A 13,693-nucleotide genomic window follows, 5' to 3' on the forward strand; every position below is an offset into this window, starting at 1 on the left:
CTTGATAGATCGGATGTGGAAGTGCGGTAACGCATGGAGCTAACCGATACTAATCGTCCTATTCGCGCTTGAGAGTTCCACCATCAACAACAGCGTTGGTGCTGCGATGATCAAGTCAGACGCCAGAAACAACCATTACACATCGTAAAGTGTGCATCGATTTTAGAACCGTACAACCGCCAGCTTCATTGCCTGGTGACCATAGCGTCGGTGTCCCACCCGATCCCATCTCGAACTCGGCCGTGAAACCCGACTGCGCCAATGGTACTATCGCCTAAGCGATGGAAGAGTAGGGCGTCGCCAGGCATTGCAGCTTGCGGTTGTACGTAAAACGAACCCATTCACAAACGTCCGTCCAACAAGGACACACCGTCGCCTCCGCCACAACGCGGAGGCGTTCGTGTTTCCCCAAACGGACCACATACGGTGACGCGGGGTGGAGCAGCCCGGTAGCTCGTCAGGCTCATAACCTGAAGGTCACAGGTTCAAATCCTGTCCCCGCAACCACCATTATAGAGCACGACACGCCGCCCTTCGAGGCGGCGTTGTCGTTCGTGGCCCAGGTGATCAGATCCGAGACCTTCGCCACCAACTCGGCCTCAGCGCCATCCTCGCCGTCTGAGTAGAACGTCACCCTCTCCATGAGCGTTGACAGGTGACATCTGCGTTGCCGCGGCTCTTATGATTGAGTCGTCACAGCTTACTGCTCAACCTTAGCAAGACAATCGCGGCACCAGATGGCCGCTGAGAACCATACTTGAATGTCTCATCTCGGGAAGGTTGCGCATCGCCAGTGCGACCCGGTCGCCCGGGGCGACGCTCCGCGCCTCCAGATGCTGCGCAAGCGCAGCCACCGCGCGGAATCATGCGGCATGTGATCCGGTCCTCTTCAAGGATCACGAACGTCTGCTCACCATGGCTGCGAGCGTGCGAGGCGCGATGGGTGAGCGTGTGTGGCGCATGTTTCCAGACCGGCGTCCGGACCCCGTCGATCACCGCATCCACGATCTCGTGCGATCTCGTGCGATCCGTCTGAGCCGCAGAGCAGGGCGGTGCCTCGATCCAGCGACAAGGCCGGCCACCCGTCTGCTACCTTTTCGATTGCAGATACCGGTACGCACTCCCAAGATAATGGTCGCTGCGACTTTACACCGCTCAGGAGTGGATTAGTCAACGTGTGATCTACGGCAATGGTGGACTCGGTATGGTGAGTATGGACGGCTTCGATGAAGACAGGTTGCGCCGCCTGGCCGCGCATTTTCGGACCCGGTATATCGATCGCGGCATGCTGCCCCATGTGCAGTTGCTCGTCGCGCGCGAGGGCCGGATTGTTCACCGATCCGGCGCCGGAACGGCGCGGTCGGATGGTACCCCGCTCCGCGACGATGCCATTTTCCGGATCGCATCGATGACCAAGCCGCTGACCGCGGTTGCCTTCATGGCGCTGGTCGAGGAAGGGCGTGTCGCGCTCGACGATCCGGTCGCCGATGTGATTCCTGAATTCGCCGATCTTCGCGTGTTCGAAAGCGGTGGCGGCGATGTGCCGTGGATCACGCGACCGGCGCCGCCGATGCGCATGATCGACCTGCTTCGGCACACGTCGGGGCTGACCTACGGCTTTCTCAGCCGGACCAACGTCGATGCCGCTTATCGCGCGGCCCGGCTATTGTCGCCCGGCGGGGAGCGGGACGACGATGCGTTCGTCGCCGCGCTGGCGCAAATTCCCCTGGAGTTCGCGCCGGGGACCGCGTGGAATTACTCGGTATCGACCGACGTTCTGGGCATCGTCGTCGCGCGGCTGGAAGGGACCACGCTCGACACGGTGCTGCAGCGCCGGATCCTTGCGCCGCTCGGCATGGACGACACGTTCTTCCACTGCCCGCCCGACAAGGTCGACCGACTCACCGATGCGTGGATGATGACCCCGGCGGGTGCCAAGGTGATCGATCGCGGCTCGGATGGCCGCGCGACGCGAGAGCCCCTGCTGAAGGCGGGCGGCGGCGGCCTGTTATCGACGACCGGTGACTATCACCGCTTTTGCGCGATGATGCTGGGGGGAGGCGTACTTGACGGCGCGCGCGTGATCGGGCGCAAGACGATTGATCTGATGACGCGCAATCACCTGCCCGGCGGTGCCGATCTTGCCACGATCGCGCGCGCGCCGATCGCGGATTCCGGATCGGGCGGCCCTGGCTTCGGCCTCGGCGTGGCCGTGACGGTCGATCCCGCGCGTACAATGGTGCCGGGTTCTGCGGGCGAGTATTTCTGGAGCGGGATCTATTCGACGCAGTTCTTCATCGATCCGGTGGAGCGGATCCATGCGATCCTGATGACGCAACAGATGCCGGTGCCCAGCATTCCCGTGCGCCGCGATTTTCGCACCATGGTTTACGCTGCTCTGGCTTGAGGCGCGAAAAGGGGCGGGGCGTCGCTGCCCCGCCCGATCCCCATGTACGTTCGGCTATTCGGCGGCCTCGAACGCCATCGGCGCCGCGGTACGCCACGGCTGCCCCGCCTTGACGAGTCGGAGCACGCCGTCTGCGATCGGCTCCTTCAGCATGATACGCCGATCGGTGACATAATCCTGGTGAACCTGCCACGGATGCTCGATGCCCTGCCGCGGCATGTCGTCGCGCGCGCGCACGACATAGCCGGAGGTGAAGGTCTGCATCCATGTCGTCTTCATCGACGCCACGTGCGCCGCCGGTACCGCGATATCCGCACCGCGCCGATCGAGCTCCTTTAGCACACGCACCATGTAACGCGCCGCCAGATCCGCCTTCAGCGTCCACGACGACCCCGTATAGCCGAACACGAGGCTGAAGTTCGGGATGTTGGAGTACATTGCGCCCTTGTAGATCACCGTATCCTTGAGGTTCGCCGGCTCGCCGTCGACGCTTAGCGCAACGCCGCCGCCGCGCAGCAGCTTCAGGCCGGTCGCCGTGACGATGATGTCAGCCTCCAGGACGCGGCCCGACGCCAGCTTCACCCCTTCGGGCACGAAGCGGTCGACCGTGTCGGTCACCACCGATGCCTTGCCGCGGTGGATGGCCTTGTAGAAGTCGCCGTCGGGCGCCAGGCAGATGCGCTGTTCCCACGGCTGGTGCTTCGGGGTGAAGTGGGAAATGTCATACCCCTTGGGCAGCGACATCTTGGCCATGCCGATCAGCATCGGGCGCGCCTTGCTGGGATCCTGCATCATCCGCTGGCGCATCTTGCGGGACATGAGCACGTTCTTCCATCGCACCGCGATGCCGGCCAGGTTATGCGGCAGCAGCGTCTTGAGCCGATTGGCGTGCTTGTCGCGTCCCGGCCGCGCGACGATGTAGCTCGGGGAGCGCTGCAGCATGGTCACGTGCGCGGCGGTCTGCGCCATGGTCGGGATCAGCGTCACGGCCGTCGCGCCCGATCCGATCACCAGCACATTCTTGCCCGTGTAATCCAGCCTCTCCGGCCAGAATTGCGGATGAACGACCTGCCCGGCGAAATCCTCCTGACCTTCGAACACGGGCGCGTGGCCCTTATCATAGTCGTAATAGCCCGATCCCATATAGAGGTATCGAGCGGCGAAGACGACGCGGGTGCCATCCTTGCGTTCGGCACAGACGCGCCAGCGAGCACGGTCGCTCGACCAGTCGGCGCTGATCACGCGGTGTCCAAGCCGCAGGTGCGGGCGGATGCCGAACCGGTCGATCGTCGCCGCGATATAATCCTTGATCTTGCCACCGGCGGCGATCGCATCCTTGTCGCGCCAGGGATGCAGCGAAAAGCCCAAGGTGTGCATGTCGCTGTCCGAGCGGATGCCGGGATAGCGGAACAGATCCCACGTGCCGCCCACGTCGTCGCGCCCTTCCAGCACCACATAGCTTTTCCGCGGCGCCTTCTTGGCCAGCCACGCTGCGCCGCTGACCCCCGAAAGGCCCGCGCCAACAACGACGACGTCGACGCCGATTTCATCCATCATCCCACTCCCATCCCTCGCCGCAATGTGCCCCCGGAACGCATCGTCTGCGCACAGCAAGGTTCCGGTCAGATCATCGATCTCAAACCATACCGAGTTCTTTGTTTCAGTTCAATTGAGTTGGTCGCGAGATCGTGGCGGCGGCCGCTTGGGCGGCGGCCGGGCGCGGAGTCTGGGGGTGAACGGCGGTAAGTCCGCCATCGATAGCGATCGCCTGCCCGTTGATGAAGGACGCCGCGTCCGAGGTCAGGAACAATGCCAGTCCGGCGACCTCGTCGGGCTGTCCGGGGCGGCGGGATAGGTTGGTCGAGCCGACCATGTTGCCGAAGCCGGCGGCCCGGGCCTGGTCGATACGCCGCTTGGTCATGTTGGTTTCGATCAGCCCCGGGCAGATCGCGTTGATCCGCACCTTGGTACCGGCGAACTCCAGCGCGGCGACCTTCACCAGATTGACCACGCCAGCCTTGGATGCCGAATACGCGGCCGGTCCGGCGCCGCCGCGCAGCCCGGCTACCGACGCTGTGCATGTTATTGCGCCGCCGCCGTTAGTGCCGATTACGGGGGCGGCGTGCTTGATCGCGAGCGCCGGCCCGACCAGGTTAACGCGCAGCACCTCCAGCCATTGCGCGGAATCCGCCTCGCTCAGCGGGACCAGCCCGCCGGTGATCCCGGCATTGGCGAAGAAGCCGCGCAGCGTGCCGTGGCGCGATGCTTGCGCGATCAGCGCGGCGACATGTGCTTCGTCGCCGGCATCCCCGCGCAGCGCGGTGCAAGTGCCCGGCGGGGCTTCGGCGGCAACGGCCTCTACGCCGTCCGCGATATCGCTCGCGATCACCGTTGCGCCGGCTTGGGTGAAGGCGGTGACGCTTGCGCGCCCAATCCCAGAGGCTGCGCCGGTTACGATAACCACCGAACCCGTCCACTCGTTCTGCATGCCCACTCTCCTTGCCATACCGATTTCTTTGTTCCTGTTTTGCATAGCTGAGGGGCGAGCACAATCGGGTTGCCATGACGATCGCGGGGGATTGTGCTAGCGCGGGCCGACATGACCGAAACCGCCGCCCTCGAAAGCAAGACCGCCAAGTTCCAGGCGCGCCGTGATCGCCTGATCGATGCGGCCGCTACGCTGATCAACCAGCATGGGCTGAAGGGCATGACGTTCGCCAATGTCGCCGCGCTGGTCGACATGAACCAGAACAGCGTCGCTTATTATTTTAAGCGCAAGGAGATGCTGGCTCACGCCGCTTACGTCGAAACGCTGGGCCGGATCGCCGCCAAGGTGGCGGAAGCCGCGACGCGTCCGGATCCGCGCGCGCGGCTGCGCCATTATCTTCATCTCGTGTTCGTGTCGCATCGGCGCATGCTGCTGGGGCAGGATCGGCCGATGACCGTGCTGACCGGCATCAACTCTCTGCCGGAGCCCTATCGCGGCGAAACCAGCGCGCTGTACCAGTCGGTGCTGCGCGGGATGCGCGATTGGTTCGGCCCCACCGCGACGCCGGCGGAACTGGCGGTGAACACGGCGCGCGCGCATGTTGTACTGGAAAGCGTGTTGTGGCAGCCGGTGTGGCTGCGGCTGCATGCCGTTGAGGAGTTCGACCGCGTCGAGCGGCGCATGTTCGAGCTGTGGGAGCACGGCGTGGCCCCGCTCGGCAGTGCGCTTGCCACCATGTCCTTCTCGCCGGCACCCGCGTCGGCCGGGCGCTCGGAGGTGGATGGCGACGCCTTTCTGCGCGCCGCCACCCGGCTCATCAACCGCGATGGCTATCGCGGCGCGTCGGTCGATCGCATCGCATCCGAACTGAACGTCACGAAGGGCAGTTTCTACCACCATCTCGAGGGCAAGGACGATCTCGTGCTCGCCTGTTTTGGCCGCAGCTACGATACGATTGCGCGCGCACAAGACGACGCCCAGGCAGCCGGCGGTACGATGTGGGATCAATTGTCGCGCGCCATCACCGCGCTGATCGAGGTGCAATTCTTCAGCGACGGCCCGCTGATGCGCACCACTGCGCTCGCTGCCCTGCCAGCGGAGCATCGCGGCGAAGTGATCGCGCAGTCGAATATCCTCGCGCGCCGCTTCGCCGGCATGATCATCGACGGCATTTCCGAAGGGTCGATCACCGCCGTCGATCCGCTGATCGCCAGCCAGTGGCTGATGTCGATGCTCAATCGCGCGGTCGATCTGCACGATTGGGCCGAGCGGCTGGGCCGGGAGCGCTCCGTTGCGACCTATGCGGCGATCTTCGCGCATGGATTACTGTCGGATGCCGCACGCGCGGCGTAAGCGCGCCCGCTCGGCGGCTCAGAATTTCTTCGTCACGCCGATCTTCCACTGCCGGCCAAGCGCATTGCCGGTGAACGGATCATAATTGAGGTCGAGCCGCGCGAAGCTGGGATCGCGATCGGTGATGTTGAGCACCGACAGGCTGATCGTCGTTCCCTCGATCGGCTCCGCCCGCAGCGTGAAATCGACCGTTGACCAAGCGCCGATCTTCTTGCCGCGCGCGATGACCGGCGCGCCCGGCAGTTCGACGCGCGGCGCAAACGGCGCGGTGCGCTGATCGACGTAGCTGTCGACATAGTTGAAGGTGAAGCGGCCATCTATTCCGTCGACCCCGAATTGCGCATAGGCCTGCCCACGCCAGCGCGGGATCGGATAGGCACTGGTCTGGTAATTGAGCTTGCCCACCGCATCGAACGTCGGCTGGACCAGCACGCCCTCGACCACCTGATCGCTGATCTTGTAATCGATGACATAGGTGGCGGTGACGCCCAATCCCAGCCTGCCGCCGAGCACGTCCTCCTGATCATAATTGGCCAGGATATCGAGCCCGGAATTGGTCACCTTCGCGCCGTTCAGATAGAAGGTGTCGAGCCGCGCGACATTGTTGATCGCGCACGCGCCGTCGAAGGCGAAGCGGGCGCGTAGCGCGGCAAAGGCCGGGTTGTTGCAATTCGCAGATCCGCTGGCACCGAAGAAGGCATTGGTGATGCCGGATACCGGATCGGCGACGATCAGGTCGGTCAGTTCGTAGCGGAAATAGTCGACGCTCAGGCTCACGCCGCCGAGCTTGACGATCGCACCGGCCGAATAGTTGGTGGCCTTTTCCGGGCGTAGATTGGGATTGTTATAGACGCGCACCGCGCGCGACGAATTGCCGATCACCTGCAACGAGGTGACGTAGCCGTCCTGTAGCAGCGTATCGGGCGGGCCGCGGAACGTAGTGCCGACCGAGCCGCGCAAGGCCAGCCAGTCGGTCGTCTGCCAGCGCAGCGTCGCCTTCGGATTGAAGGTCGAGCCGACCCCGCCGCCATAATCCTCGTACCGCGCGGCGAGCTGCAGATCGAGCGTGTTCAAGATCGGCGCACGCAGCTCGGCGAACAGCGCATATACGTCGCCGTTGACGGCGAGCGGCCGGCTGGAGCCTAGATAGGCGAGCGGCCCGGATTGCGGCGAGCAGGTGACGTTGCCGGTGATCGGCGTGTCACGGCACGGATTGATCTCGAGGTTGTTGAAAGCGCCCTGCATCGAATTATAGGTCTCGCGGCGATATTGCCCGCCGACCGCGAACGCGACATCGCCGCCTGGCAGCGTCAGCGGCGTACGGCCGCTGATCGATGCCTCGCCGACGAACAACCGCGTCCTGGTCGTGGTGCGCGACCGTTCGTACAACCATTGTGAAAGCGCCGACGAGTTGGCGACCGATGCATTGTAGCCCGGATTGGCGACGCCGGTAACGACATTGCGCTCGATGGCGTTGGAAAAGGGATTGAGGAACTGGCATCCGTTGGTGCCCGCCGCGCCGCTGATGCGGTTGCAATCGGGCCCGCCGAAGCCGCGCAGCGCCAGCTGCACTCGATCGACGATCGTGTCGAGGTTCGACGTTTGGCGCGTATATTGATGAAACATGCCGGAGACATCGAAATTAAGTGCATCGCTCAACGCGCCGGTCAGTGCGCCGGTGAAGCGCATCGATTCGGATTCGCGCCAGCCCGAACTGTCGACGCCATTGGCGCCGCCGAGCAGGAACGGGCGGAACAGCAAGGCCGGGAAGGTCGCGCCAGCGACCGGAATTCTCGACACGCTGGTCGGCAGGCTTCCGGGGTTGGCGGCAGCATAAGCGGCATAGCCGGGGTTGCTGGTCGGCACGAAGAAGCCGGGCTGTGCCGTCGCGCCGAACGCGGCGGGCAACGTATAGGGCGAAGGGCGCTGCAGGATCGTGAAGGACGGCGAGCTGCGCTGGTGCGGCACCTGCGACCAGCCGTATAGCGCGGTCACCTCCAGCTCGACGTCCGGCGTCAGGTCGACGCCGACCTCCAGATACGCCTGCAGCCGATCCTCGGTATCGGTCAGCGCGTTGAAGCCGAGATATTGATTGCCGCACCGCTGGTTGGGTACGCCGTTGCTCGCCAGCGCGACCCCGCCCAGCGGCACGCAGCCGGCGTCGAGCCGTAAACCGCCGGCTGCCTGGCCATTGCCGAACACCGGCAGGAACACGCCGGGGTTGCCGCTTTGAGTGAATCCGTTCTCGGGACTGCTGGTGTAGGGCCCGATCGCGAAGTCACGGTCGGTGACCATCAACTCGCTGCGATGCTGATAACCGAACGAGGCGAGCACCCGCAGCGCCCCTTCATTGTGGCCGAAGGCGGCGCTTGCGGTCCAATCGCCACCGGACCCGCGGATGCCCTTATAGTCGCCGCTGACCACCAGCCCCTTGAGCGACCGATTGGTGATGAAATTGACCACGCCCGCGATCGCATCTGATCCGTAGGTGGCGGCAGCGCCGTCCTTGAGGATGTCGATGCGGCCGATCGCGGCGAGCGGGAGAAGGTTGACGTCCACTGTCGGAACGCCGTTGCCGGCGCGCACCAGCCGGCGGCTGTTGAGCAACACCAGCGTGCGCGACGGTCCCAGCCCGCGCAGGTTTATGCTGGCGATCCCTTCGGCGCCCTGGCTGCGATTGTCGAACTGGTTCGAATCGCCCAGCGTGCCATTCGCGACCGGCAGCGCCTTCAGCAGCTCCACGACGCTCGGGCTGCCCTGCCGCTGGAGCTCGCCGGCGGTGATCACATCCACCGGCAGGGCGGCATCCTCCTTCTGCCCGCGGATCAGCGAGCCGGTGACGATGATGTCCTGGGCGACGCGATCGTCGAGCGGCGGCTGAACCGCCGTCGATTGCGGCGGTGTCACCGAGGGCGCGGGAGCAGGTACCGTTCCGGCCGGTGGTACCGCCAGATCACCGACCTGGGCGAGGGCAGGCAGGGGTGACAGAATGGTCAGCAGGGCGCCGCTTGTGAGCAGGCAGGAACGCAGCCGCATAATCATCTCCTTGATCGGCCTCACTCTGGGGCGAGTACCGTGTTTGTTGGCTTGGGGCCGGATAGCGGTAAGGCCCGGCCAGGGATCGCCGTAGTATGGTCAGCTGGTCGGCAGGATCGCCGGTGATAGTTTGGCCGGCTCGCCGGCACGCGCCGAGAGGTCCTCGACCACGCCGTTCTCGCGCACGCGGCGCACGTTCTCCTCGTGCCGCGCGCGGTCGATCCGGTAGAAAGAGAGAAACACGATCGCGATCGCCCACAGCATGGCCATCGCCGGGATGTAGAGGCCCACCATCCGATCGATCACCGCCGCCGGCACCTGGCCCGGAACCGCCTTGGCCGGGAAGTCGGCGAGGCTGAGCAGCAGCCCCGCGCCCAGCACGCCAAAGCCGCTGGTGCAGGTCTTCATGAAGGCATTGGCGGCGAAGAACGTGCCGGCGGCATGGCGCCCCGTCCGGACCATGCTGTCCTCCACCACGTCGGCGATCATGGCGCTGGTCATGATCTGCGAGGTTGCGGAGAACATGCCGTAAATCGTGGCGAGCGCGAACAGGGTGAGCACCAGCGGCCCTTCCGGATCGACGGGCAGGAACAGCCCGAGCTGCCGCAGCAGCAGCGGCGTTAGCCCGAACGTCGCGCCTAGCACCGCCGCGCCGATCGCGACCGCGCGCTTGCCGAAGCGCTTTGCCGCTCGCGGCGCGACGAACAGCGCGACCAGCGCCGCGATCACGCCATCGAACGCCAGCAGGCCCATGCTCTTGGCGGTCAGCTCCCACACATAGGTGCCGAGGTACACGGCCATCGAGGCGTAGAGCCCCATCGCGGAGAATTTCAGGATGCCGAACGCCAGCAAGGCCAAAAACCCGCGATGGTTGAGCGTGCGGAGCAGCTCGCGGACATGCTGTCCGGCTGATTGCTGCGCGCGGATCGGCGGTTGCGGCGCGGCACGCCCCCGGGCCTGCGTGCCCCAGGCACAGAGCAGGATCGCACAGAAGATCAGCACCGCGCCGACGATGCCGAGCTGGTGATAGCCTTGCGGATTGAGTTGACCCACCGGATGCGCCGACGTCGGGCGCAGCAGCACGAAAAACAGCAGGGTGGCGATACCGAGCCCGCCGACGTAACCGAAAAAATAGCGCCACGTCATCAGCGACGTACGCTCGTCATAATCGTCGGACAGTTCGGGTGTCAGCGCTGCCGATGGCAGTTCGTACAGGTTGATCGACAGCCGTCCGAGTGTCGCGACGGCAAGGATGTACCAGAACAGGGCGTCGTTGCTCCAACCCTGCGGCGGGTTGAACATCAGCCAGAAGCAAAGCGCGGTCGGCAGCGCCGCCGCGTACATGAACGGATGGCGGCGACCCCAGCGTGAGCGCATGTTGTCGCTGACATGGCCCAGGACCGGATTGCTGATCGCATCCACCAGCAGCGACACCATCAACGCGGCCGATACGGTTGCCGCGGGCACGCCCATCACCTGATTGTAGAAGATCAGCAGGTACGAACCGAAGGCGACCGTCTGCGCGCCTTCCGCAAGCGATCCCATGCCGAACAGCAACTTCGTTCGACGATCGAGCGGCGCTGCTCCTGGCAGACCGCTTGCAGCGTTTTTTCTCTCCATACCCAAACTCGCTCTCCGACGGCGGGCTGTTATTCAACGTACCGCTTTCTTCAATATGCGCAAGGTGAGATTTGATGAGCGGTGTTGATGAGTGAGAGGTTGTCTATCGATGAGCCGAACGGCTTCGCCGATCCATGAACGAGAGGCAGGTTTCGGGTGGCGGAAGGGCGTGGGTGAATGACCGAAAGTGGGTCAATTCACGGCTGCTTAGCTAAAGGCGTTAAGCGAGTGGTGCCGGGTTGGTACGGGAAGATCGGCAGGCGCTTGTAGCTGCCAGATGAGGAAGGGTGGCATCTGACCGCTTGGCATGCGCTTGCTTGAAGTAGAGACGCCGCCAAGGTCGGGGCGCTCTCTTAGACTGAGGAACAACAGCCCTGAACGCATCGCGGAGCGACCGGCCTGTGGTTCGCTTTCCGGTCTCATTCGGGTTCTTGCTGCGCCGGGCTGCCGATCGACTCCCGCTGCCCGTCTACCACTCCCAGTAGGATCGCTACAGCCATCTCACGCGCGCGCGCGGCGAGATCATCATCGGCGAGCTCGCCGGCGGTCCAGAACGAGAGGACGCCGCGAAAGCCGAAGGCGAGCTGCCGAGGAAGCGTTAGCATTGCCTGCTTGCGTGCCGCGGGCGCGAGCCCGTCGCCAAAGGCGAGCGCAAGCGCCCAGAAGGCTTCCGAGCGTGCCAAAGCGGTGCCAGCCGCCGGGCTGGCGGTGCCGATCCACCCCATCACCGATCGGTTCACTACTGGCTCTTCGAGCATGACCGAGACCGCTGTGTTGACCGCCACGAGCACGCGGTCGAGAGCGTCGCCGGGCGGCGCGGCCTTCCTGAAGCGCGCATTCATCAGCTCGACCCGCCGGGCGGAGATCGCGTGCATGATCGCCGCCTTGCTGCCGAACTGGTTGAACGGCGTCGCGAAGCTGACGCCGGCTTCCGCCGCGAGCTCACGCATCGAAAACTCCGCTTTGCCTTGGCGCAGCAGCCGCTCCGCTGCTTCGATCACGCGCAGGCGTACCGGTTCACCCCGCACCAATGACCTATCGCTCTTGCTCTCATTCATGGCTCTATCTATATCATGATATATTGAAGTTGTCGTCTAGGAGCTAGACCATGGGTGCCTCGACCCAAAAGACCTTCCTCATTACCGGGGTCAGCTCCGGCCTTGGCTGCACCTTTGCCGAGGGCGCGCTTGCCGCCGGCCACCGAGTCGTAGGAACAGTGCGGCGTGAGACCGACGCCGAAGCGTTCGCCGCTTCCGCGCGCGACCGGGCGTTCCCGCTGGTGCTCGACGTGACCGACTACGGCGCCATCGTCACCGCTGTCGCCGACGCGGAGCGGCGGGCGGGTGCCATCGACGTGCTGGTGAACAATGCCGGCTATGGTCACGAGGGCGTGCTCGAGGAGTCATCTATCGACGATCTCCAGCGCCAGTTTGCCGCCAACGTGTTCGGACCGGTGGCGATGATGAAGGCTGTGCTCCCCGGCATGCGTGAGCGCCGGCGGGGGGACATCGTCAACGTGACCTCGATGGGCGGCTTCATTACCATGCCGGGAATCAGCTTCTACTGCGGCAGCAAGTTTGCGCTAGAGGGCATCTCCGAGGCGCTCGGCAAGGAGATCGCTGAGTTCGGCATCCGGGTCACCGCGCTCGCACCCGGACAGTTCCGAACCAACTGGGCGGGCCGTTCGATGGATCGCACGCCGCGCAGCATCGCCGACTATGACGCGGTGATGGACCCGATCCGCGCCGCACGGCACGCCAAGAGCGGCAACCAGCCGGGCGATCCGGCTCGAGCCGCTCAGGCGCTGCTGGCGCTGGTCAATGCGGAGAACCCGCCGGTACGCCTGTTCCTCGGCGAAGACGCGCTCGGGTTAGTCGATCAGAAGCTCGACGCCATGCGGGACGAGATCAAGGCGTGGGACGCGCTGTCGCGCTCGACGAGCTTTGCTGCCTGACCCAACTTATTGGAGATCGTCCATGAAGTTCCTTGTCCTGCTCACCCCCGCTCGCGGCAAGACCCCTGACGACTTCAAGCCGCACATGGTGCGGGAAGTCGAGGCAGTCTGGGCGTCGTATGTTGGTGACGAGCTGCGCGAGTTCTACTTTTCCAAGGATCCGCAGGTGCTCACCCTGATTTACGAGCTGCCCTCAGCAGAGGCAGTTCACGGCACGGTCGACGCGCTGCCGATGGTAGAGGCGGGGCTGCTCGACCGGCAGGTTGTCCATCTCGGCCCGTTCAATCAGATTGCGGCTCTGTTCACCCAGTCCGGCGCCTGACGTGCTTGGCGGTTGGCCCGTCCAGCGCGTCGAGCCCCCGACTGCCAGTGCGATCAGCGGCTGGCACGCGGGTGCGGACCTGCTGGACAGCTATGGCGTCCACGCGCCGGCGGATGGTGCAACGATGCGGGCAATCGCCGAGCGGGCGCTCGGGGCGCCGCCGCTCTGGTTCAAGGCGCTGATGGCGGTGAGCGACGCCGCGGTTACGCCGTTTGGCGTGCGAACGTCCGGCGAGTTGCGCCGCGCGCGACCGGATCGAGCTTACATCGACTTCTTCCCCATTCTGAGCGAGAGCGCCGATGAGATCGTGCTCGGGGAGGACGACCGCCACCTCGACTTCCGGCTATCGCTCCTGCGCCAAGCCGGACCGCATGGGTCGATGCTGATCGCCACCACCGCGGCCCGCACGCACAACCGACTCGGCCGCCTGTATCTTCGCGCAATCCACCCGTTCCACATCCTCGTCGTGCGCGCGATGATAGCCCGAGCGGCTGCCCGATGCTGAACGAAGGT

Annotated in this window: 10 protein-coding genes, 1 tRNA gene and 1 rRNA gene; 7 read left to right on the forward strand and 5 right to left on the reverse strand. The window is 64.8% G+C overall.

Annotation, left to right across the window (positions count from 1 at the left end):
• Positions 1 to 191: 191 nt before the first annotated feature.
• The 3 genes from rrf to SPDO_RS00020 all read left to right on the forward strand — a co-directional run bounded on the left by rrf (position 192) and on the right by SPDO_RS00020 (position 2,407).
• Positions 192 to 306 (forward strand): 5S ribosomal RNA (gene rrf / locus SPDO_RS00010).
• Positions 307 to 430: 124 nt separating this feature from the next.
• Positions 431 to 507: transfer RNA gene (locus tag SPDO_RS00015), tRNA-Met, on the forward strand.
• 697 nt (positions 508 to 1,204) lie between these two features.
• Complete coding sequence (locus SPDO_RS00020) at positions 1,205 to 2,407, forward strand: serine hydrolase domain-containing protein (RefSeq protein ID WP_088365444.1); 1,203 nt, start codon at positions 1,205 to 1,207, stop codon at positions 2,405 to 2,407.
• Positions 2,408 to 2,461: 54 nt separating this feature from the next.
• Here SPDO_RS00020 and SPDO_RS00025 read toward each other — a convergent pair whose 3' ends face one another.
• Complete coding sequence (locus SPDO_RS00025; protein ID WP_088365445.1) at positions 2,462 to 3,964, reverse strand: flavin-containing monooxygenase; 1,503 nt, start codon at positions 3,962 to 3,964, stop codon at positions 2,462 to 2,464.
• Between the two features lie 103 nt (positions 3,965 to 4,067).
• On the reverse strand, positions 4,068 to 4,895 hold the full coding sequence (locus SPDO_RS00030) for an SDR family NAD(P)-dependent oxidoreductase (RefSeq protein ID WP_088365446.1): 828 nt from the start codon (positions 4,893 to 4,895) through the stop codon (positions 4,068 to 4,070).
• Between the two features lie 111 nt (positions 4,896 to 5,006).
• Here SPDO_RS00030 and SPDO_RS00035 point away from each other — a divergent pair, with 111 nt between their 5' ends.
• Positions 5,007 to 6,248, forward strand: coding sequence for a TetR/AcrR family transcriptional regulator (locus SPDO_RS00035; protein ID WP_088365447.1), 1,242 nt, complete (start codon positions 5,007 to 5,009; stop codon positions 6,246 to 6,248).
• Positions 6,249 to 6,266: 18 nt separating this feature from the next.
• On the opposite strand, the gene SPDO_RS00040 is transcribed toward SPDO_RS00035, so the two are convergent.
• The 3 genes from SPDO_RS00040 to SPDO_RS00050 all read right to left on the reverse strand — a co-directional run bounded on the left by SPDO_RS00040 (position 6,267) and on the right by SPDO_RS00050 (position 11,962).
• Entirely contained in the window at positions 6,267 to 9,284 is a 3,018-nt protein-coding gene (locus SPDO_RS00040) for a TonB-dependent receptor domain-containing protein (RefSeq protein ID WP_158212123.1), read from the reverse strand.
• Positions 9,285 to 9,383: 99 nt separating this feature from the next.
• The gene (locus tag SPDO_RS00045) at positions 9,384 to 10,829 is read right to left on the reverse strand and encodes an MFS transporter (RefSeq protein WP_158212124.1); all 1,446 of its coding nucleotides are present in this window, start codon (positions 10,827 to 10,829) and stop codon (positions 9,384 to 9,386) included.
• Between the two features lie 494 nt (positions 10,830 to 11,323).
• Complete coding sequence (locus tag SPDO_RS00050; RefSeq protein WP_088365450.1) at positions 11,324 to 11,962, reverse strand: TetR/AcrR family transcriptional regulator; 639 nt, start codon at positions 11,960 to 11,962, stop codon at positions 11,324 to 11,326.
• A 50-nt stretch (positions 11,963 to 12,012) separates the two neighbouring features.
• Between SPDO_RS00050 and SPDO_RS00055 the strand changes: the two genes are divergently transcribed.
• From SPDO_RS00055 to SPDO_RS00065, 3 genes are read left to right on the forward strand one after another with little or no spacing between them, the layout of a single operon-like run.
• Positions 12,013 to 12,858, forward strand: coding sequence for an oxidoreductase (locus tag SPDO_RS00055; protein ID WP_088365451.1), 846 nt, complete (start codon positions 12,013 to 12,015; stop codon positions 12,856 to 12,858).
• Between the two features lie 22 nt (positions 12,859 to 12,880).
• A complete protein-coding gene (locus SPDO_RS00060) occupies positions 12,881 to 13,180 on the forward strand; it encodes a superoxide dismutase (RefSeq protein ID WP_088365452.1) in 300 nt (99 codons plus the stop codon).
• Position 13,181: 1 nt separating this feature from the next.
• A complete protein-coding gene (locus SPDO_RS00065) occupies positions 13,182 to 13,685 on the forward strand; it encodes a DUF2867 domain-containing protein (RefSeq protein ID WP_143559545.1) in 504 nt (167 codons plus the stop codon).
• Positions 13,686 to 13,693: the final 8 nt, after the last annotated feature.

The organism is Sphingomonas dokdonensis, from assembly GCF_002197685.1.
GTDB classification, from domain to species: Bacteria; Pseudomonadota; Alphaproteobacteria; order Sphingomonadales; family Sphingomonadaceae; genus Sphingomonas; species Sphingomonas dokdonensis.